Origin of the sequence: Klebsiella sp. Lac1 (assembly GCF_009825425.1) — a bacterium.
Classification (GTDB): Bacteria; Pseudomonadota; Gammaproteobacteria; order Enterobacterales; family Enterobacteriaceae; genus Klebsiella; species Klebsiella electrica.
Genome location: NZ_VJZJ01000001.1, coordinates 2168845 through 2190913 on the forward strand (window position 1 = coordinate 2168845; position 22069 = coordinate 2190913).

At 54.7% G+C, this 22069-nt stretch carries 16 protein-coding genes and 2 tRNA genes; 8 read left to right on the top strand and 10 right to left on the bottom strand.

Annotated features, from left to right (window positions below; genetic code table 11):
- Positions 1-227 precede the first annotated feature (227 nt).
- Positions 228-2906: a bifunctional acetaldehyde-CoA/alcohol dehydrogenase gene (adhE, locus tag FNY10_RS10540; RefSeq protein ID WP_131047891.1), complete on the top strand. Its 2679-nt coding sequence runs from the start codon at positions 228-230 to the stop codon at positions 2904-2906.
- A 331-nt stretch (positions 2907-3237) separates the two neighbouring features.
- Here adhE and tdk read toward each other — a convergent pair whose 3' ends face one another.
- The gene (gene tdk / locus FNY10_RS10545) at positions 3238-3855 is read right to left on the bottom strand and encodes a thymidine kinase (protein ID WP_131047890.1); all 618 of its coding nucleotides are present in this window, start codon (positions 3853-3855) and stop codon (positions 3238-3240) included.
- A 559-nt stretch (positions 3856-4414) separates the two neighbouring features.
- Between tdk and hns the strand changes: the two genes are divergently transcribed.
- Positions 4415-4822 (top strand): histone-like nucleoid-structuring protein H-NS, encoded by a 408-nt coding sequence (gene hns, locus FNY10_RS10550; protein WP_004863421.1) that lies wholly within the window; start codon positions 4415-4417, stop codon positions 4820-4822.
- Positions 4823-4939: 117 nt separating this feature from the next.
- On the opposite strand, the gene galU is transcribed toward hns, so the two are convergent.
- From galU to rssA, 3 genes are all read right to left on the bottom strand, one after another.
- On the bottom strand, positions 4940-5842 hold the full coding sequence (galU, locus tag FNY10_RS10555; RefSeq protein ID WP_100682452.1) for a UTP--glucose-1-phosphate uridylyltransferase GalU: 903 nt from the start codon (positions 5840-5842) through the stop codon (positions 4940-4942).
- 196 nt (positions 5843-6038) lie between these two features.
- The gene (rssB, locus tag FNY10_RS10560) at positions 6039-7052 is read right to left on the bottom strand and encodes a two-component system response regulator RssB (RefSeq protein WP_100682451.1); all 1014 of its coding nucleotides are present in this window, start codon (positions 7050-7052) and stop codon (positions 6039-6041) included.
- A 90-nt stretch (positions 7053-7142) separates the two neighbouring features.
- Positions 7143-8039 carry a patatin-like phospholipase RssA gene (gene rssA / locus FNY10_RS10565; RefSeq protein WP_100682450.1) on the bottom strand — a complete coding sequence of 299 codons (897 nt, stop codon included), beginning with the start codon at positions 8037-8039 and terminating at the stop codon, positions 7143-7145.
- Between the two features lie 111 nt (positions 8040-8150).
- On the opposite strand from rssA, the gene FNY10_RS10570 reads away from it, so the two are divergent.
- From FNY10_RS10570 to FNY10_RS10585, 4 genes are all read left to right on the top strand, one after another.
- Positions 8151-8609 carry a YchJ family protein gene (locus FNY10_RS10570; RefSeq protein ID WP_131047889.1) on the top strand — a complete coding sequence of 153 codons (459 nt, stop codon included), beginning with the start codon at positions 8151-8153 and terminating at the stop codon, positions 8607-8609.
- A gap of 43 nt (positions 8610-8652) precedes the next feature.
- Entirely contained in the window at positions 8653-9495 is an 843-nt protein-coding gene (gene purU, locus FNY10_RS10575; RefSeq protein ID WP_100682449.1) for a formyltetrahydrofolate deformylase, read from the top strand.
- Positions 9496-9654: 159 nt separating this feature from the next.
- Positions 9655-9739 (top strand) — tRNA-Tyr (locus tag FNY10_RS10580).
- A gap of 134 nt (positions 9740-9873) precedes the next feature.
- Positions 9874-9958: transfer RNA gene (locus tag FNY10_RS10585), tRNA-Tyr, on the top strand.
- 146 nt (positions 9959-10104) lie between these two features.
- Here the strand turns inward: FNY10_RS10585 and FNY10_RS10590 are convergent.
- Positions 10105-10548 (bottom strand): Lrp/AsnC family transcriptional regulator, encoded by a 444-nt coding sequence (locus FNY10_RS10590; protein WP_004863438.1) that lies wholly within the window; start codon positions 10546-10548, stop codon positions 10105-10107.
- 108 nt (positions 10549-10656) lie between these two features.
- On the opposite strand from FNY10_RS10590, the gene FNY10_RS10595 reads away from it, so the two are divergent.
- Complete coding sequence (locus tag FNY10_RS10595) at positions 10657-11553, top strand: DMT family transporter (protein WP_141964411.1); 897 nt, start codon at positions 10657-10659, stop codon at positions 11551-11553.
- 18 nt (positions 11554-11571) lie between these two features.
- Here the strand turns inward: FNY10_RS10595 and narI are convergent, their stop codons facing one another.
- The 5 genes from narI to FNY10_RS10620 all read right to left on the bottom strand — a co-directional run bounded on the left by narI (position 11572) and on the right by FNY10_RS10620 (position 19969).
- Positions 11572-12249: a respiratory nitrate reductase subunit gamma gene (narI, locus tag FNY10_RS10600; protein WP_131047886.1), complete on the bottom strand. Its 678-nt coding sequence runs from the start codon at positions 12247-12249 to the stop codon at positions 11572-11574.
- The gene (narJ, locus tag FNY10_RS10605) at positions 12249-12959 is read right to left on the bottom strand and encodes a nitrate reductase molybdenum cofactor assembly chaperone (protein ID WP_160704578.1); all 711 of its coding nucleotides are present in this window, start codon (positions 12957-12959) and stop codon (positions 12249-12251) included. Before narJ ends, narI begins: the two co-directional genes overlap by 1 nt.
- The gene (narH, locus tag FNY10_RS10610) at positions 12956-14494 is read right to left on the bottom strand and encodes a nitrate reductase subunit beta (RefSeq protein ID WP_131047884.1); all 1539 of its coding nucleotides are present in this window, start codon (positions 14492-14494) and stop codon (positions 12956-12958) included. Before narH ends, narJ begins: the two co-directional genes overlap by 4 nt.
- Positions 14491-18234, bottom strand: a complete 3744-nt coding sequence (locus FNY10_RS10615; RefSeq protein ID WP_141964409.1) for a nitrate reductase subunit alpha — start codon at positions 18232-18234, stop codon at positions 14491-14493. The genes narH and FNY10_RS10615 overlap by 4 nt, the downstream gene beginning before the upstream one ends.
- 343 nt (positions 18235-18577) lie before the next feature.
- Positions 18578-19969: a NarK family nitrate/nitrite MFS transporter gene (locus FNY10_RS10620; RefSeq protein ID WP_141964408.1), complete on the bottom strand. Its 1392-nt coding sequence runs from the start codon at positions 19967-19969 to the stop codon at positions 18578-18580.
- 311 nt (positions 19970-20280) lie between these two features.
- Between FNY10_RS10620 and narX the strand changes: the two genes are divergently transcribed.
- Complete coding sequence (gene narX / locus FNY10_RS10625) at positions 20281-22059, top strand: nitrate/nitrite two-component system sensor histidine kinase NarX (protein WP_131047881.1); 1779 nt, start codon at positions 20281-20283, stop codon at positions 22057-22059.
- The last annotated feature ends 10 nt before the right edge of the window (positions 22060-22069 follow it).

Sequence of the window (22069 nt, forward strand, 5' to 3'; positions counted from 1 at the left end):
AATCACGTAAATTGTACTCAGAAGTGAGTAACCTTGTTGACACCAAAAGAGTGCAGCATAGCGGTCTCTGAGCATTAAAAGATCGAGCTTCTTTAGTAAATCAACGCAGCCAGCGGCGCCAGAAAACGGCACCTTAACATTTAGATGCAAGCTGTTAACAGCCTGTCTATACTGTCGAATCGAGCTACTGATTTACTAAAAAAGTTTAACATTATCAGGAGAGCATTATGGCTGTTACTAATGTCGCTGAACTTAACGCACTCGTCGAGCGCGTAAAAAAAGCCCAGCGTGAATATGCCAGTTTCACTCAAGAACAAGTTGACAAGATCTTCCGTGCTGCCGCCTTGGCCGCCGCAGATGCTCGAATCCCTCTCGCCAAAATGGCCGTAGCCGAATCCGGCATGGGCATTGTCGAAGACAAGGTTATCAAAAACCACTTCGCTTCCGAATATATCTATAACGCATATAAAGATGAAAAGACCTGCGGTGTTCTCTCTGAAGACGACACCTTCGGGACTATCACCATCGCCGAACCCATCGGTATTATCTGCGGTATCGTTCCGACGACTAACCCGACGTCCACAGCAATCTTTAAATCCCTGATCAGCCTGAAAACGCGTAACGCAATTATCTTCTCTCCACATCCGCGTGCGAAAGATGCCACCAACAAAGCAGCAGATATCGTTCTGCAGGCGGCTATCGCCGCAGGCGCGCCGAAAGATCTGATCGGTTGGATTGACCAGCCTTCTGTTGAGCTGTCTAACGCGCTGATGCATCACCCTGACATTAACCTGATCCTCGCGACCGGTGGTCCAGGCATGGTTAAAGCCGCTTATAGCTCCGGTAAACCGGCTATCGGCGTAGGTGCAGGTAACACGCCGGTTGTTATTGATGAAACGGCTGACGTCAAACGTGCGGTCGCTTCCGTACTGATGTCTAAAACCTTTGATAACGGCGTTATCTGTGCGTCTGAGCAGTCAGTTGTCGTTGTCGACTCGGTCTATGATGCTGTTCGCGAACGTTTCGCCAGCCACGGCGGCTACCTGCTGCAGGGTAAAGAGCTGAAAGCCGTTCAGGACATCATCCTGAAAAATGGCGCACTGAACGCCGCAATCGTCGGTCAACCGGCCTACAAAATTGCTGAACTGGCAGGCTTCACCGTTCCGGCCACCACCAAAATTCTGATTGGTGAAGTGACTGACGTTGATGAAAGCGAGCCGTTTGCTCACGAAAAACTGTCTCCGACGCTGGCGATGTACCGCGCGAAGAACTTTGAAGACGCTGTTGATAAAGCTGAAAAACTGGTGGCGATGGGCGGTATCGGTCATACCTCTTGCCTGTACACCGACCAGGACAACCAGCCAGCTCGCGTTGCGCACTTCGGCCAGAAGATGAAAACCGCACGTATCCTGATTAACACCCCGGCTTCTCAGGGTGGTATCGGTGACCTGTACAACTTTAAACTCGCGCCTTCCCTGACTCTGGGTTGTGGTTCCTGGGGTGGTAACTCCATCTCCGAAAACGTTGGTCCGAAACACCTGATCAACAAGAAAACCGTTGCTAAGCGAGCTGAAAACATGTTGTGGCACAAACTTCCGAAATCTATCTACTTCCGTCGTGGCTCACTGCCAATTGCACTGGATGAAGTGATTACTGATGGTCACAAACGCGCGTTGATTGTGACTGACCGCTTCCTGTTCAACAACGGTTATGCAGACCAGATCACCTCCGTGCTGAAAGCATCCGGTGTTGAGACTGAAGTCTTCTTCGAAGTTGAAGCTGACCCGACCCTGAGCGTAGTACGTAAAGGCGCGGATCTGGCTAACTCCTTCAAACCGGACGTTATCATCGCCCTGGGCGGCGGTTCCCCGATGGATGCCGCGAAAATCATGTGGGTCATGTACGAACATCCGGAAACCCACTTCGAAGACCTGGCGCTGCGCTTTATGGACATCCGTAAACGTATCTACAAGTTCCCGAAAATGGGCGTGAAAGCGAAGATGATCGCCGTCACCACCACTTCCGGCACCGGTTCTGAAGTAACGCCGTTCGCCGTTGTTACCGACGATGCGACCGGTCAGAAATATCCGCTGGCTGACTACGCGCTGACTCCGGATGTGGCGATTGTTGATGCTAACCTCGTGATGGACATGCCGAAGTCCCTGTGTGCCTTCGGTGGTCTTGACGCCGTGACCCACGCCCTGGAAGCTTATGTTTCCGTACTGGCATCTGAGTTCTCTGACGGTCAGGCTCTGCAGGCACTGAAACTGCTGAAAGAGTACCTGCCAGCATCCTACCACGAAGGTTCTAAGAACCCGGTAGCACGTGAGCGTGTGCACAGTGCAGCGACTATCGCCGGTATCGCGTTTGCTAACGCCTTCCTCGGCGTATGTCACTCCATGGCGCATAAACTGGGTTCTCAGTTCCACATTCCGCACGGTCTGGCTAACGCCCTGCTGATTTGTAACGTGATTCGTTACAATGCGAATGACAACCCAACCAAGCAGACTGCATTCAGCCAGTACGACCGTCCGCAGGCACGCCGTCGTTACGCTGAAATCGCCGATCACCTGGGTCTGAGCGCGCCTGGCGACCGTACCGCAGCGAAAATTGAAAAACTGCTGGCATGGCTGGAAAGCCTGAAGGCTGAGCTGGGTATTCCTAAGTCTATCCGTGAAGCTGGCGTACAGGAAGCTGACTTCCTGGCCAACGTTGACAAGCTGTCTGAAGATGCATTCGATGACCAGTGCACCGGCGCTAACCCGCGCTACCCGCTGATTGCCGAGCTGAAACAGATTCTGCTGGATACCTTCTACGGTAACGACTTCAGCGAAGGTGAAACTGCCGCGAAGAAAGAAACCGCAGCAGCGCCGAAAGCCGATAAAAAAGCGAAGAAATCTGCTTAATCGACTATGATAACACGTGTAAAGGCCCCATCTCCGGATGGGGCCTTTTTTTATCCCATTCTGGCAAAGGATGAGCGCTAACAAACGCCGTTTCCCGCCCCACGTCTTGCAACCCGGATATTTAGTGTGTCCCGGTGGTACCGGAGCCTGGTCAGCCCCGGAACGCCGCCCTCATACCGTGGATACGGCAAAGAGAAGTCCATCGCCAGGAATCGGCAGCAGCAGGCGCGTCAGGCATGACCGCATCAGAGGAAAGGTTGGGCATCTGTTCACAACAACAAGACGCAGCAGGCGCCATACAGGCGCCTGGGAGAGGATTAACCGCTACAGGTCAGCAGGGGCGATGTTTACTCTGCACCCGCGTCAGCGAGCCTTCACTTAACGCTTCTTTATAATGCTTACGGCAAACGGAAACATAGCGCTCATTACCGCCAATCACAACCTGCTCGCCTTCATTATATGGCCGCCCTTCCTGATCGAGACGCAGCACCATACTCGCTTTACGCCCGCAGAAGCAGATCGTTTTTAATTCAACCAGCTTATCGGACCATGCTAATAAATACTGACTGCCAATAAACAACTCGCCACGAAAATCTGTGCGCAGACCGTAACACAGCACCGGAATATCCAGCCGATCGACAACTTCAGACAATTCATGCACCTGCTCGCGGGTCAAAAACTGGCTCTCATCCACCAGGACACAATGAACAGGCTGTTGCACATGTTCGCTCGCAATATCGCTAAAGAGCGATGTCTGAGGGTTAAACAGACGGGCTGGCGATGAGAGGCCAATTCTTGAACTGACCTTACCTGAGCCAAAGCGGTCATCAATCTCGGCGGTATAAACCAGGGCACGCATGCCTCGCTCGTGATAATTGTAAGCCGACTGTAACAAAGCGGTCGACTTACCTGCATTCATTGCAGAATAGTAGAAATAAAGTTGAGCCATCGGCGGCATCACCCCAATCAGTGTGTTTTATCGCGGCAAAATTGTAGCATATTTTCCCGTGCCATCCCCCTTTTGACCATGGGTATAGTGGCATACGCTCTGCTTGCCCCCGGCAGATAGATGACGCTTTTTAATTGAATGCGGGTGTTGGCAATTTGTACAGCCGCTCCCCTTTCCGGCGCCCTGCGATTGTCGTTTTGTGCGAATCGAAGCGCGAGACAGACCGCTATAACGTTTTTTGCTCAGCAGATTATATTAAAGATCGCCGTTACTAATACGCTAATACTCAAGAGGGATATTTATCCCTGCAAAGTATAATTTTACTCCCGACCAGCAGAGAAAAGCATACTATCTCAGGGTTTTAGCTCGGGATTTAGGTCAGGCTATAAGCAAAAAAGATGTGAAGTCACGCGTAGAATTTAACTTAAATTAATTAATTACCACGACAAATAACAAGTAATTTTGAATTCCTTACATTCTACCCTATTGCACATCTGATTATATCGCTCTATTATTAGTCCAACAAACCACCCCACAATATAAGTTTGAGATTACTACAATGAGCGAAGCACTTAAAATTTTGAACAACATCCGTACTCTTCGTGCGCAGGCAAGAGAATGCACCCTTGAAACGCTAGAAGAAATGCTGGAAAAATTAGAAGTTGTCGTTAACGAACGTCGCGAAGAAGAAAGCGCTGCAGCTGCAGAAATTGAAGAGCGTACTCGTAAACTGCAACAATACCGTGAAATGCTGATTGCAGATGGTATTGATCCGAATGAACTGCTGAGCACCATGGCAGCAGTCAAAGCGGGTACTAAAGCTAAACGCGCTGCGCGTCCGGCTAAATACAGCTACGTAGATGAAAACGGCGAAACCAAAACCTGGACAGGTCAAGGTCGCACCCCGGCAGTGATCAAGAAAGCCATGGACGAGCAGGGTAAAACCCTGGACGATTTCCTGCTGTAATCGACGGTTGTATTTGAAAAATCCCGCTTCGGCGGGATTTTTTTTATCTGTCGCCCGCAGATATAAAAAAACCGGGAAACGAAATTCGCCCCCGGTTTATCACTACGCTGAAAACGATTACTTCGCTACGGCTTTTTCCAGCCAGGCTTTAAAATCTGCGCCGAGGGATTTATGGCGCACGCCATATTCCACAAACGCCTGCATATAACCCAGTTTATTACCGCAGTCGTGGCTCTTACCTTTCATATGATAGGCTTCAACCGTCTCTTTCTCGATCAGCATATCGATTGCGTCGGTCAGCTGGATTTCATCCCCGGCTCCCGGAGGCGTTTTTGCCAGCAGCGGCCAAATGTCCGCACTCAGCACATAGCGACCGACGACAGCAAGGTTAGACGGCGCCACGTCGGCTTTCGGCTTCTCAACCACACCGACCATCGGAACGCTTTCACCCGGCTGCAGGGATTCGCCTTTGCAGTCGACAACGCCGTAGGCGGTAACATCAGCAACAGGCTCAACCATAATCTGGCTGGATCCTGTTTCATCAAAACGCGCGATCATTTCAGCCAGGTTATCACGGGAAAGATCGGACTCGTATTCATCCAGAATAACGTCTGGCAGAATAACCGCGACCGGCTCGTCACCCACTACCGGATGCGCGCACAGTACCGCGTGACCAAGACCTTTAGCCAGACCCTGACGGACCTGCATAATGGTGACGTGTGGCGGGCAAATAGACTGAACTTCTTCCAGCAGCTGACGTTTAACACGTTTTTCCAGCATGGCTTCCAGTTCAAAACTGGTATCGAAATGGTTTTCGATAGAGTTTTTAGACGAATGGGTTACCAGAACAATTTCAGTAATTCCGGCTGCAATACATTCGTTAACAACGTACTGAATTAAAGGCTTATCTACCAGTGGCAGCATTTCTTTCGGAATAGCCTTGGTGGCGGGTAGCATCCTGGTACCTAACCCCGCAACCGGGATAACAGCTTTTCTTACTTTAGAATTAAGGGCAGCCATTGAAATCTCCTGGACTGTTCATTTTTTAAACTTTTCGTTAATAATAACGCGTCGAGTATATCAGTCCACTCAGGCAAACCTGGTCTGAAAAGGTTTGTGTTCCCTCGAATTAGGACTTTACTTATAAATCTCAGTGATAGTACCACCGCAAAAGATTACCCGGTAATCCTACCAGCTTAAAAAAACAGGCAACTGCTCATTCCGCAGACAACATCAGCCGTAAACGCCCTCCGGCCCCCCAAATTTGGCACTGCCATGATGCGCAGCGCTGGCTAATTTGGTTGAGATAAGCATTACCCAATGTCCCTAACGGAACGCCATTGCTAATCTGAATTTGATGTTCTCCGGTATTGAGTGTGCCGTTCAGACCTGCCGATACCAATATCAAATTTTTCAGACCGCTATGGTAATAACCCACCAGTAATGGAAATTGCCCAGGTAAATTGGCCTGACGCAGTAATTGGTTCACCTGTTTTAACAGGTTTGCCATCTCCGGCAAGCGCTGCCCCTGATGGGCCAGCTGCTCCTGAAGCAATCCATTAAACAACGCCCGCAGCAACAGCGCTGCAAGCACACCATTATCGCCTGCTCGTGTGACATCCAGACAATAGAAAGCCAGATCATTTTCTGATAGTGGCGCAATATCGAGTACCAGACCGGGTTTATCCGCCGACACCAGCTGACGATAATGAATACGGCACTTCGAAATTTCTTGCTGCACGGGAGGCTGAAGCTCCTGCAATAGCCTTGAGGCCGCGGTAGGGTCGCTAACCAGCGCATCCCAGTCCTCAAACAACCGTTCTTCTTCTTCAACCCGCGAGTTGAACATATTGGGATACAGACAGGCATACACCGTTTCCCGCAGGCGGTTGAAATCTTTTACCGGCTTTAGCAACACATCCTGGACGCCAAGGCGCAACGCCCTGGCAATATCGGCCATATTTTCGGTTGCCGAAATCATCAGAATCGGCAGCGTTTCGCCGCGGTTACGCAGATGTTCCACCAGCTCAAGACCATTCATTCGCGGCATAGAGATGTCGCAAATCATCAGGTCGGGTTTGGACTCGGCCATTTCCTGGAGTGCCTCCACGCCATCCCCCGCCTCAGCCGTTGTCGCGCCCAGTGAGGTGAGCCAGGAGTGCAAGAGTGAGCGGAAAACGGCTTCGTCTTCAACTATCAGAATCAGTTTTCCCGCCAATGGCTGCGTCATGATCTCTCCTCTGGCTGACGATAGTTAAATAGTGGCATGCAATTCACACTATCGCCTGTCAGAATTTACTTAAGTCCTGGTTAAATGGCGTCACACCGCGGTGCGCACCAAGGGTAGTAGTTCATCCATCTTCTTTTCAACCGCCTGATGCCCGGCAGCAATCGCCTCAGCGGCACGATGAAAATCAAGTGTGGATATTTGTGGGCAAAAAGGCTGCAGCAGGATATCGGGAGGATCGCCCGCCATACGATTGCGCTTCAGGCGATTTTCCAGCACCTGAATAGAGGTCGACATGATCTCCATTGCCGTTGGCGTCGCCGCGCGGCGGGAGGTCATTCCGCTCAGACGCGCGCGGATGCGCCCATGCCAGGAAAAATCTTTTTCTTCTTCAGGTTGAGGCTTTTCAATTGACCATAGATCCTGCTGCATCAGGTGCGCATCGTGCTGTAAGTCGACGGCAATCACGATATCCGCCCCCAGCGCGCGCGCCAGAGAAACCGGAACGGGGTTGACCACCGCGCCATCGACCAGCCAGTAACCATTATGCATAACGGGCGACATCAGGCCCGGCATACTGCAGGAGGCGCGCACGGCCTGGTGCAGATCGCCCTCGGTAAACCACAGTTCGCGACCGGTACTTAAATTAGTCGCAACGGCGGCAAAGCGACGGTCGCAGCGTTCAATTTCGGCGACGGGCAAAACCTGGCGAAACTGGTTGAATACGCGCTCACCGCGCAGCAGACCGCCGCGGCGCCAGGAAAGATCCATCAGCCGCAGCACGTCCCAGTTACTAAAAGAGGAGACCCATTTCTCAAGGACCGGAAGTCGATTGCAGGCAAAGGCAGCCCCTACCAGCGCGCCGATTGAACATCCAGCGACGATATCAATTTCAATACCCGCGCGCTGTAGTGCTTTAATCGTACCAATATGTGACCATCCGCGGGCAGCTCCCGCCCCTAACGCCAGACCAATTTTAAGCTTTCTCATTATTACCGATATACTTCCTTCCACTCCGGGCATGGCATCATTGCCACAGCTCAGTTAACATAAAACACTTTGGCGCCGATGCGCCGGGATTCTTTTTCCATGGAGGCCGTTTTGTCGCCATTATGCCCTTGCGGCAGCGCTCTGGAGTATAGCTCATGTTGTCAGCGATATCTGAGCGGTTCGCTGCCCGCACCGGATCCATCACAGCTGATGCGCTCCCGCTACAGCGCGTTTGTCATGAAGGATGCCGATTACCTGATAGCCACCTGGCACCCTTCCTGCCAGCCGCAGCACTTCCGGGCCGAGCTGGAAAAGGGGTTCGCAAAAACGCAATGGCAAGGCCTGACCGTATTTGCCGCCGATGAAGGCCGGCACTCCGACGAGGGGTTTGTCAGTTTTGTCGCGCGATATCACGACGATAACCGCCCCGGCGCGATTATTGAACGTTCCAGATTCTTAAAAGAAAATGGACGGTGGTATTATATCGACGGCACACGACCGCTGATTGGCCGTAACGACCCCTGCCCTTGCGGTTCAGGTAAAAAATTTAAAAAATGCTGCGGCCAGTAAAACTGGCGCCAGCAATAGCAAACACTACAGGATTTTCCCCGCGATGCATTCATTACAACGTAAAGTACTACGCACCATTTGCCCTGACCAGAAAGGACTCATCGCGCGTATCACGAATATTTGTTACAAGCACGAGCTGAATATCGTGCAGAATAACGAGTTTGTCGATCACCGTACCGGTCGCTTCTTTATGCGTACCGAACTGGAAGGTATTTTTAACGATGCCATTCTGCTCGCCGACCTTGATAGCGCGCTGCCGGAAGGCTCTATACGCGAACTGACGCCCGCCGGCCGCCGTCGGGTGGTCATCCTGGTCACCAAAGAAGCGCACTGTCTGGGCGATCTGCTGATGAAAGCCAACTATGGCGGCCTGGATGTTGAGATTGCGGCCGTCATCGGCAACCATGAAACGCTGCGCTCGCTGGTTGAACGTTTTGATATTCCCTTCCAGCTGGTCAGCCATGAAGGGCTGACGCGCGAAGAGCACGACAAGCAGATGGGCGACGCCATCGAATCCTACGCGCCGGATTATGTGGTGCTGGCGAAGTATATGCGCGTCCTGACGCCGGAATTCGTTTCCCGCTTCCCGAACCAGATTATCAATATTCATCACTCCTTCCTGCCAGCCTTTATTGGCGCCCGCCCTTATCATCAGGCTTACGAGCGCGGCGTGAAGATCATCGGCGCCACCGCCCACTACGTTAACGACAACCTGGATGAAGGCCCGATCATTATGCAGGATGTTATTCATGTCGATCACACCTATACGGCGGAAGATATGATGCGCGCGGGCCGCGATGTGGAAAAGAATGTGCTGAGCCGCGCGCTGTATCAGGTTCTGGCCCAGCGCGTGTTTGTTTACGGTAACCGAACGATTATTCTTTAATCGATAATGAAATTAACTGGTTAGCTTTGCGCCTTTACGTGTAAATTTCAGGCAACCAGTTTAATTTTATCAACGGAAAGCTTTACAGGGGCGCATCATTTGGTATGATGCGCCCCGCTTCCCCGGAAGGAAGCAGGCCAGTATTAAGCATGACCCCGTGGTGGGGTTCCCGAGCGGCCAAAGGGAGCAGACTGTAAATCTGCCGTCATCGACTTCGAAGGTTCGAATCCTTCCCCCACCACCATTATTCACCACAGCAACGTGGTAACCCCGGTAGGCCTTAGCGAGGTTTGCACTTATCGGGAAGGGTGAGTCGCGAAGCGATGAATAATCCTTCAATCACCATCAAAAGTATTACGCTCAAGTAGTTATACCCCTGGCGGGGTTCCCGAGCGGCCAAAGGGAGCAGACTGTAAATCTGCCGTCACTGACTTCGAAGGTTCGAATCCTTCCCCCGCCACCATCATCTCCCTGTAACATCTTCGTTATCCCCATCTCACTTGCAATATATTCTGCCCGTGCAGGGAAGGATGAGAAGCTTCGACCAGGTTCGATTCGAACAACGGTCGGGTAGCCCGGATAAGGCGTTTACGCCGCCATCCGGGGCGGTTACATCGGCGGCAGACGGCGGGTTACCGGCGAGCTTTTTACTATCGAAGTATTACACTGAGCATGCTCTGCCAGGCCATCCAGCAGGGTATCAAGCTGCGCAATATCCCGTACCACCAGGCGCATCACAAAGCAATCCTCACCCGTGACCTTGTCACATTCGATGCATTCTGGCATTGCCTGAATATATTTATCAACCTTCTGCAGTAAACCCGGCAGCGGTCTGACGCGAACCAGCGCCTGCAGGGTATACCCTAGCGCCGCAAGATTCACCCGGGCGCCATATCCCTGAATCACCCCGCGCTCTTCCAGACGCTTCACCCGCTCGGCGGTACTGGGTGACGTCAGCCCTACCCGCGCGCTCAACACCTTGAGCGAGATGCGCGCATCTTCTGCCAGACAGGCCAGAATAGCGCGGTCGATATTATCAATTAAGTGTTCCATTCGTTTTACCTGATAAATAAAAGCAATACTCGCCTTTTACCTTAGATCATGCATATCAACCTGTCAGCAGATTAACGACAATATCGGCATCATAACGGAGGTTGAAAAATGGCACATACCGTGACGGGCGTCTGGCAAATGAGCCTGGCGATGATCATTTCGGGTTCGATCGGCGTCTTTGTTTTACTCTCCGGCCTGCCGGTTATCGATGTGGTTTTCTGGCGTTGTCTGATTGGCGCCCTGACCTTACTGGGGTTTATCTATCTCAGCCGGCAGCCGTTCAGTCAGCTCACGCGCTTAACGCTGCTGCTGGCGATCCTCGGCGGCATCGCGCTGGTCATTAACTGGCTGCTGCTGTTCGCCGCTTACGCCCGCATTTCGATCGGTATGGCTACCGTGGTGTATAACACCCAGCCGTTTATGCTGGTATTGATGGGGATGCTGGCCGGCGAGCGGGTGGCGTTGGTTAAATGGGGCTGGTTAACATTGGCTTTTATCGGCGTGGTCATCCTGCTCTCCAGCGAGTTAATGCAGGCTCATGGCGGCCAGCTCGCTGCGGGTATTGCGCTGGCGCTTGGCGCCGCCTTTTTCTACGCCTTAACTGCGATGATCGCTCGCAAGCTACGTCCGCTTGCGCCTGAGCATATTGCCTTTATCCAGGTTATCGTCGGGACAATCATGCTGCTGCCGCTGGTCCACGCCCCCGATTTCACCGCCGCATTCCCCTGGCGCTACCTGTTGATTCTGGGCATCGTGCATACCGGCATGATGTACCAGTTGCTCTACAGTGCGATTCAGAAACTGCCGACGCCCATAACCGGTTCGCTCTCCTTTATCTATCCGCTTGTGGCGATGGGGGTCGATTATCTGGTCTTTCACCATGCGCTGGCACCGGTACAGTTGGCCGGGGGGCTGCTGATTCTGTTAGCGGCGGCGGGAAATAATCTCGGCTGGGGCGACGGACTGGCGTCGGGCCACAAAAAACCCCGCCGCAGCGGGGTGTGATTCTGCCGGACAGGGATATCAACGACGAGCGCGGACTATCTGATATCTGCGCGTCAGGTACTCTACCGGCACGCTCCAGATATGTACCAGACGGGAGAACGGGAACAGCAGGAACAGCGTCATCCCCAGCACCAGATGCACACGGAAAATAAAGGCGACGCCGTCCAGGTGTGCGGACGCGCCGCCGTGAAACGTCACCACGGACTGTGCCCAGTTCACCAGCTTCATCATTTCGCTGCCGTCCATATGCTGTGCCGAAAACGGAATGGTCAGCAGGCCCAGCGCACACTGGAGAATCAGCACCGAGAGTACCAGAATATCCGCCCCGGTCGTGGTTGCGCGTACGCGCGGGCTGAACAGCCGGCGTTTAAGCAGCAGCAGACCTCCCACCAGCGTCATCACGCCGCAAGCGCCACCGGCAAGCATCGCCATTTTCTGTTTCACGGAAATCGGTAGCCACGCTTCATACATCCAGTGCGGCGTCAGCATCCCAAGGAAGTGCCCGGCGAAAATCCCGAGGATCCCGATGTGGAACAGGTTAGACGCCAGATTCATCCCTTTGCGATCCAGCATCTGACTGGAGGCGGCGCGCCAGGTGTACTGTCCGTAATCGTAGCGCAGCCAGCTGCCTGCCAGGAACACCGCTCCGGCAATGTACGGATAGATGTCAAAGAAGAACATATTCAGGAAGTGCATTATTGCTGTCCTCCGTTAGAGATATTCAAATATTGCGGGGCCACGGCTCCGGCAAAACGACGCTGGTGAGCGGCGATGTCGGACTCACCGCAGCCTTGATCGGCAAAGAATTTCACCTGCTCCTCTTCCCAGACCGCATCCAGCGCCTGCGGCGTATCGTCGCGCGCTTCATCGGCGATTTTTTCCGCAACTTTCGCTTCATCTAGCGCGCTGTTCGCCAGCTTCAGCAGCGGTGCAAACAGAACGGCATAGCGGCTTTCACGCTGTTGCAGACGCGCGCAAAGCAACGCCAGAATCGGCGCAATATCCTGCAGACCGCCGATGGCTTCACACTCCGGCAGCTGCGCCAGATATTCCAGATACAGCGGCAGGTGATCGGGCAGCTCGCGGCTGTCGAGCACCAGACCGTGCTGCTCATACTGATTCAGCAGATCAACCATCGCCTGCCCGCGGTCGCGAGATTCGCCGTGCACGTGTTCGAACAGCAGCAGCGAGGTGGCGCGCCCCCGGTCAAACAGCTCGCTGTAGGCGGCCTGCGCATCCAGCAGATCCTGCGCGGTTAAATCACGCAGGAAGACGCCCAGGGCCCGGGCATCCGCCTTTTCCAGTTTTTCTGACGAAGCCAGAACGTCGAAGAGTTCGTCCTGATGCTGCCATAAGTCCGCATCCGGGTACTCAAGCAGACGCGAAACAACCACGAGTTCGATCATGCGTGCGGCTCCGTTTTGCTGGTCACATCCACGGCATCAATGCGGCGGCTGTTGAACAGGTTGAAGGACGAATCAGACCCGTGGCAGCCATCACCGAAGCTAAAGCCACAGCCGCTTTTCTCCGGGAAGGCTTCGCGCGCCAGTTCACGATGGCTGCTCGGCACCACGAAACGGTCTTCGTAGTTGGCAATCGCCAGGTAACGGTACATTTCCTGCGCCTGCGCTTCGGTCAGGCCGACCTCTTCCAGCGCCCGGGTATCGATAACGCCATCGACGGTTTCGGTACGTTTGAAGTGGCGCATCGCCAGCATGCGTTTCAACGCCAGCAGAACCGGCTGGGTATCGCCTGCGGTCAGCAGGTTAGCCAGATACTGAACCGGGATGCGCAGGCTTTCTACGTCCGGCAGGATACCGTTGCTGCCCAGTTCGCCCGCATCGGCGGCGGACTGGATCGGCGACAGAGGCGGTACATACCAGACCATCGGCAGCGTGCGGTATTCCGGGTGCAGCGGCAGCGCCAGCTTCCAGTCCATCGCCATTTTATAGACCGGCGATTTCTGCGCCGCGTCAATCACGCTCAGCGGAATACCGTCTTTCTGCGCCTGCTCAATCACTTGCGGATCGTGCGGATCGAGGAACACGTCCAACTGACGCTGGTAGAGGTCTTTCTCGTTCTCGGTGCTGGCGGCCTGTTCAATCGCATCCGCGTCGTACAGCAGCACGCCAAGGTAACGGATACGCCCGACGCAGGTTTCGGAACAGACCGTCGGCTGACCCGATTCAATACGCGGGTAGCAGAAGATGCATTTCTCGGATTTGCCGCTCTTCCAGTTGAAGTAGATTTTTTTATACGGACAGCCGGTGATACACATCCGCCAGCCGCGGCACTTGTCCTGGTCGATCAGCACAATGCCGTCTTCTTCACGTTTGTAGATAGCGCCGCTCGGGCAGGTTGCCACGCACGCCGGGTTGAGACAGTGCTCGCACAGGCGCGGCAGATACATCATGAAGGTGTTTTCGAACTGGCCGTACATCGCTTTCTGCATGTTCTCGAAGTTTTTGTCTTGCGACAGCTTCGCGAATTCACCGCCCAGATCGTCTTCCCAGTTCGGACCTTTCTCGATCTTGTCCATTCGCTGACCGGTAATCAGCGAGCGTGGGCGCGCGATGGGCTGCGCCTTGCTGTCTGCCGGCGCGTTGTGCAGCGTCTGGTAGTCAAAATCAAACGGCTCGTAGTAATCGTCCAGACCCGGCAGATGCGGGTTAGCGAAGATTTTCCCCAGCAGCAGCGCTTTGTTACCCATGCGCGGCACCAGCTTACCGTTGATCTTACGGATCCAGCCGCCCTTCCATTTTTCCTGATCTTCCCAGTTGGTCGGGAAGCCGGTGCCCGGCTTGGTTTCAACGTTGTTGAACCACGCGTACTCGGTCCCTTCGCGGCTGGTCCAGACGTTTTTGCAGGTCACTGAGCAGGTATGACAGCCGATGCATTTATCGAGATTCAGCACCATGCCGACTTGTGAACGAATTTTCATTTTACGCTCTCCTGTACCTGGTCATTGCCTTCGCCATCCAGCCAGTTAATGTTCTTCATCTTACGGACTACCACAAACTCATCGCGGTTAGAGCCGACGGTGCCATAGTAGTTAAAGCCATATGCCAGGTGCGCATAGCCACCGATCATATGCGTTGGTTTCGGCGTAATACGCGTCACCGAGTTATGAATACCACCGCGCTGACCGGTAATTTCCGATCCCGGCAGGTTTACGATACGTTCCTGCGCGTGGTACATCATGGTCATCCCGGCCGGTACACGCTGGCTCACGACCGCCCTTGCGGTCAGTGCGCCGTTGTTGTTGAAAACTTCAATCCAGTCGTTGTCTTCAACTCCGATCTCTTTGGCATCCTCTTCGCTTATCCAGACAACCGGACCGCCGCGACCTAAGGTCAGCATCAGCAGGTTGTCGCTGTAGGTCGAGTGAATGCCCCATTTCTGGTGCGGCGTGAGGAAGTTCAGCGCCTTCTCCGGATTGCCGTTGGACTTCTCTCCCATCGCCGATTTCACCGAACGCGTGTCGATCGGCGGACGGTACACCAGCAGGCTTTCACCGAAGTCGCGCATCCACTGGTGATCCTGATACAGGGACTGACGACCAGAAAGCGTACGCCATGGGATCAGCTCATGAACGTTGGTATAACCGGCGTTATAGGAAACGTGCTCGTCCTCTAAACCAGACCAGGTCGGGCTGGAGATAATCTTGCGCGGCTGCGCCTGAATATCACGAAAGCGGATCTTCTCATCTTCTTTATTGAGCGCCAGATGGGTATGGTCGCGACCGGTAAATTCGCTGAGCGCCGCCCAGGCTTTCACCGCCACCTGACCATTGGTCTCCGGCGCGAGGGTGAGGATCATTTCTGCCGCGTCAATCGCCGTATCCAGCATCGGCTGACCTTTCGCCGGGCCGTCCGCCTTGGTGTAGTTGAGCTTACGCAGCAGGTCCATTTCGCTCTGGGTGTTCCAGGCAATCCCTTTACCGCCGTTACCGATTTTCTCCATCAGCGGGCCGATAGAGGTGAAGCGTTCATAGGTTGCCGGGTAGTCGCGCTCGACCTGAATGATATGCGGCGCGGTTTTACCCGGAATCAGATCGCACTCGCCTTTTTTCCAGTCCTTCACCTCCAGCGGCTGCGCCAGTTCGGCAGCGGAATCATGCTGGATCGGTAGCGTCACCACGTCGGTTTCTTTACCGAGGTGGCCCACGCACACTTCGGAGAATGCCTTCGCGATGCCTTTATAGATTTCCCAGTCGCTTTTCGATTCCCATGCCGGATCAACGGCGGCAGACAGCGGGTGAATAAACGGATGCATATCCGAGGTATTCATGTCGTCTTTTTCATACCAGGTCGCGGTCGGCAGCACGATATCGGAGTACAGACAGGTGCTCGACAGACGGAAGTCCAGCGTCACCACCAGATCCAGTTTGCCGTCGAGGCCGTTATCCTGCCACTCCACCTCTTCCGGCTTCACGCCGCCCTGCTTGCCAAGATCCAGCCCCTGAATACCGTGCCCGGTACCCAGCAGGTACTTGAGCATGTACTCGTGGCCTTTACCGGAGGAGCCCAGCAGGTTGGAACGCCAGATAAACAGGTTGCGCGGATGGTTCTTGCCGTTTTCCGGCTGCTCCGCCGCAAAACGAATCGAGCCTTCTTTCAGGGATTTAACGGTGTAATCCACCGCGCTCAGGCCGGCTTTTTTCGCTGCGTCGGCAATGCGCAGCGGGTTGGTGCCCAGTTGAGGCGCCGACGGCAACCAGCCCATGCGTTCAGCACGGACGTTGAAGTCAATCAGATGGCCGCTGTAGCGCGATTTGTCCGCCAGCGGCGACAGCAGTTCCTGCGCGGTGACGCTTTCATAACGCCACTGGCTGGAGTGGTTATAGAAGTACGAGGTGCTGTTCATGTGACGCGCCGGACGCTGCCAGTCGAGCGCAAACGCCAGCGGTTGCCAGCCGGTCTGCGGACGCAGTTTTTCCTGGCCCACGTAGTGCGCCCAACCGCCGCCGCTCTGACCCACGCAGCCGCAGAACACCAGCATGTTGATCAGGCCACGATAGTTCATATCGAGGTGGTACCAGTGGTTCAGACCGGCCCCGACGATGATCATCGAACGACCGTGGGTCTTATCGGCGTTATCGGCAAATTCACGCGCGGTACGAATGATTTGCGCGCGGGAAACGCCGGTAATTTTTTCAGCCCACGCTGGCGTATACGCTTTAATATCATCGTAGCTGGTCGCGCAGTTTTCATCGTTGAGACCGCGATCCAGACCGTAGTTGGCCATGGTCAGGTCGTACACGGTAGTCACCAGCGCGGTGCGGCCATCCGCCAGCTGCAGGCGTTTTACCGGCAGCTTATGCAGCAGGATATTTTCCAGTTCGACGCTGGCAAAATGTTCGGTGCCGTCACCGCCAAAGTACGGGAAGCCCACCTGCGCGATGTCATCCTGGCTGCCGAGCAGGCTGAGCTGCAGTTCGGTCTCTTCGCCGGATTTACCGTCGCGCTGTTCCAGGTTCCACTTACCTTTTTCGCCCCAGCGGAAGCCGATGGAACCGTTTGGCGCCACCATGTCGCCGTCGCTATTCAGCGCCACGGTTTTCCACTCAGGGTTGTTTTCCTGGCCCAGGGAATCGACGAGGTCGGCCGCGCGCAGCATGCGGCCCGCAGCATAGTAGCCTTCACGTTCTTCGAGCATCACCAGCATCGGCATATCGCTGTAGCGGCGAACGTAGTCGGTGAAATACTGGCTCGGCTTATCGAGGTGGAATTCACGGAGCATGACGTGGCCCATCGCCAGCGCCATCGCCGCATCGGTGCCCTGCTTCGGCGCCAGCCACAGGTCGCACAGCTTGGCGATTTCGGCGTAGTCCGGGGTGATAGCCACGGTCTTGGTGCCTTTATAGCGAACTTCGGTGAAGAAGTGCGCATCCGGCGTACGGGTCTGCGGTACGTTGGAGCCCCAGGCGATAATGTAGCTGGAGTTATACCAGTCGGCTGACTCAGGGACGTCGGTCTGCTCGCCCCAGGTCTGCGGGGAGGCCGGTGGCAGGTCGCAGTACCAGTCATAGAAGCTCAGACAGGTGCCGCCAATCAGCGACAGATAGCGCGCGCCGGAGGCATAGGAGACCATCGACATCGCCGGAATGGGCGAGAAGCCCGCCACGCGGTCCGGGCCATAGGTTTTGACGGTGTAGACGTTAGAAGCCGCGATCAGCTCATTCACTTCCTGCCAGGAGGAACGGACGAAACCGCCGCGTCCACGCGCCTGTTTGAAGCTTTTGGCTTTATCGGCGTCTTCAATAATGGACGCCCAGGCATCTACCGGATCGGCATGCTGCACTTTCGCTTCGCGCCACATTTTCATCAGCCGTTTGCGCATCAGCGGATACTTCAGACGGTTGGCGCTGTAGAGATACCAGGAGTAGCTGGCGCCACGCGGGCAGCCGCGTGGTTCGTGGTTCGGCATATCCGGGCGAGTACGCGGATAGTCGGTCTGCTGGGTTTCCCAGGTGACGAGACCGTTTTTTACATAAATCTTCCAGCTGCATGAGCCGGTGCAGTTTACCCCGTGAGTGGAGCGCACAATTTTGTCATGCTGCCAGCGCTGGCGGTATCCATCCTCCCAGTCCCGGTTGGTTTTTAGAAACTGGCCATGCCCATCGGCAAAGGTTTCACCCTTCTGTTTGAAGTAGCGAAACCGGTCCAGGAATTTACTCATCGGGTTTCTCCTGTTTGGAGCCTGACGGCTCTCTGATAAATCGACATTGCTGGATTTGCAGCGAAGGTAACGCTATGAAAGAGGGAGAGAATTGATAACGATCAATGCGACAGGGCTTATAAATAGCCCCTCAGGCGGCAAATACCTCCGAAGTGGTAGCATTTTCTGTTTTTTATCTTTATGTTTTTTAAGGAATTTAATGAAAAACGAGCGATTATTGTACGCCTGTGGCGTGCGCCAGGGTATTAAGGGGTAGATACCCCTGTCGGCGGATTGGGCTCATTCCTGTCGGCATAAAAAAGGGCGCAATATACATTGCGCCCTGAGAGCAAACAGAGATGGCTTAAGACTTCTGTTTACGACCGTAAACCGCCCAGGTAATCAGGATGCAGGCGATATAGAAGACGAAAAAGATCTTCATAGCGCCAGCCGGAGAACCGGTCAGTTCCAGAGAAATACCAAACGCTTTCGGAATAAAGAAGCCACCGATAGCGCCGATGGCAGAGATAAAGCCCAGCGCTGCCGCCGTATCCGTTGCGGCTTCACGCATCGCCTGCTCTTCATTACCGCCCTGCGCTTTTACGCGTTCCATCGTCATTTTACGGAAGATAATCGAAATCATCTGGAAGGTAGAGGCGCTACCCAGCCCGGCGGTCAGGAACAGCACCATAAACACGCCGAAGAAGGCAATGAAGTTACCGCCGACACCCTCCGTCGGGAGCGTCAGGAACAGCAGTCCGCTGAAGACCGCCATCACCACAAAGTTCACCAGCGTCACGCGGGTACCGCCCAGGCGGTCAGAGACAGCCCCGCCCATCGAGCGCGCCAGCGCGCCGATAAACGGCCCGAAGAAGGCAAAGTGCAGAATCTGAACATCCGGGAACTGGGTTTTCGACAGCATCGCAAAGCCCGCCGAGAAGCCGATGAATGAACCAAACGTCGCCAGATAAAGCAGCGCCATAACCCACAGATGAGCGCGCTTAAGCACCGGCAGCTGCTCGCTCAACGAGGCCTTCGACGCCGACAGGTCGTTCATAAAGAACCACGCCGCCAGGGTGAAGATAATCAGGAACGGCACCCAGATCCACGCCGCGTTTTCCAGATACAGCAGCGAACCGTCCGGCTGCTCGCTGCCCGTCCCGCCAAAGACGGCGAAAATAGACAGCGAAACCACCAGCGGTGCAACCAGCTGCATCACGCTGACGCCCATATTGCCAAGGCCGCCGTTAATACCGAGGGCGCCGCCCTGCTTCTGTTTCGGGAAGAAGAAGCTGATGTTGGCCATGCTGGAAGCAAAGTTCGCCCCGGCAAAACCGCAAAGCAGAGAGATAATCACAAAGATGCTGAACGGCGTAGAGGTATCCTGCACCGCGAAGCCCAGCCATACGCAAGGGACTATCATGATCCCGGTACTGAAGGCGGTCCAGCGGCGGCCGCCAAACAGGGGAACCATAAAGGCGTAGGGCACGCGCAATAAAGCGCCGGACAGCGCCGGAAGCGCGGTCAACATAAACAGCTGGTCGGTCGAGAACTGGAAGCCAACCTTATTCAGATTGACCGCCACCGCGCTGAACAACATCCAGACGCAAAACGCCAGCAACAGACAGGGAACGGAGATCCACAAATTCCGGCTTGCAACACGGTGTCCGCGCTGCTGCCAGAACTCGGGATCTTCAGGACGCCAGTCGGTGATGACTGAAGTACTGGCCTTCTCCGGTAGGGAAGATTGACTCATAAATACCTCTGATTATTCATATATCCTGCCGCTACATTAGGGATTACAGAGGGCGGTAAGTTGATATAAATCAAAGGAAAAGTTGGCAGCAAATTGCTTAAAAAAAAACTATCACCCGAAGTGAGTAGTTATTTTCTACAAAAAAAGTGTGGTTTTTCACATGGCTGCCGGGTTTAAGCGATCGCCTGCCGTAAACCTACCCACCCCCGACAATTAAGGGGTAATCCCTTATAGGTATGGGTATACTCCATGGGATATCCGAGAATAGACGCCACTCCCGGATGGTTTGCCGGTCAGGAGCCATGCACTGTATGTTAAAACGTCTTTTTACCCCGCTTACGTTAGTGAATCAACTGGCGTTAATTGTGCTGCTATCGACGGCGATTGGCGTCGCGGGAATCGGTATCTCTGCCCGCCTGGTTCACGGCGTACAGGGCAGCGCGCACGCGATCAATAAAGCCGGTTCGCTGAGAATGCAAAGCTATCGTCTGCTGGCGGCAATCCCGCTCAACGCGGACGATAGCAAGCTGCTCGACGAGATGAATGCCACCGTCTTCAGCGAAGAACTGCAGAATGCCGCCCTCCGGGACGGCCAGAATAGCCAGCTTAAAGCGCTGCAGCAATACTGGCAGCTGGAGCTGGCACCGGGAATGGAGCACGCGCAGAATCAGGCGAGCGTCGCCGTCGATGTCGCCAGCTTTGTCGACCGGATAGACCACCTGGTCACCTCTTTTGATCATACCACCGAGCAGCGCATCCGCTACGTCGTCTGGCTGCAGCGGGTGATGGCCATCGGCATGGCGCTGCTGTTTCTGTTTACTATCGTCTGGCTACGGGCCCGTCTGCTGCGCCCGTGGAAACAGCTGCTGGACATGGCCCGGGCAGTCAGCCATCGCGATTTTACCCAACGCGTCCACATCAGCGGCCGCAATGAGATGGCCAGCCTCGGCATGGCGCTTAACAACATGTCAAAAGAGCTGGCGGAAAGCTATTCGGTGCTCGAACGACGGGTGCAGGAAAAAACCGCCGGGCTGGAGCAGAAAAATGAGATCCTCGCCTTTTTATGGCAGGCCAACCGTCGTCTGCACTCCAGCGCCCCGCTGTGTGAACGCATTTCACCGGTGCTCAACGGACTGCAGGGGCTGACGCTGCTACGCGATATTGAGGTGCGGGTATATGACTTCGAAGATGAGGACAATCATCAGGAATTCGTCTGTCACTCGGATATACAGTGCGATGACAAAGGCTGCTATTTATGCCCGCGCGATCTGCCGCCGCTGCCGGATGCCGGCGCCACATTGAAATGGCGGCTGTCCGATGCCCATAACCAGTACGGGATCCTGCTGGCGACGTTGCCCGTCGGACGTCACCTGAGCCACGATCAGCAGCAGCTGGTGGATACGCTAGTCGAGCAGCTGACCTCCACGCTGGCGCTCGACAGGCACCAGGAGCATCAGCAGCAGCTTATCGTAATGGAAGAACGCGCCACCATCGCCCGCGAACTACACGACTCCATCGCCCAGTCGCTCTCCTGTATGAAAATGCAGGTCAGCTGTTTGCAAATGCAGGGCGCAAACCTGCCGGAAGAGAGCCGTCAGCTGCTGGGCCAGATTCGCAATGAGCTGAATACGTCATGGGCACAGCTGCGTGAACTGCTGACAACCTTCCGCCTGCAATTAACCGAAGCAGGATTGCGCCCGGCGCTGGAGTCCAGCTGCCAGGAATACAGCGCCCATTTTGGCTTTACCGTCCAGCTTGATTACCAGCTGCCGCCGCGCTTTGTCCCGTCACATCAGGCCATTCACGTCCTGCAAATCGCGCGCGAGGCGCTGAGTAATGCGCTGAAACACGCCCAGGCGACCGAAGTTATCGTGACCGTCGCGCTGCGGGAAAACCAGGTACGGCTGGTGGTCGCAGACAACGGCCGCGGCGTCCCCGATCAGGCGGAACGCAGCAACCATTACGGCTTAATTATCATGCGGGATCGCGCCCAGAGTTTGCGCGGAGACTGTCAGGTTCGTCGCCGGGAAAACGGCGGTACCGAGGTGGTGGTCACTTTTATCCCGGAAAAATCGTTTTCAATCCAATAAGGAGAACCCT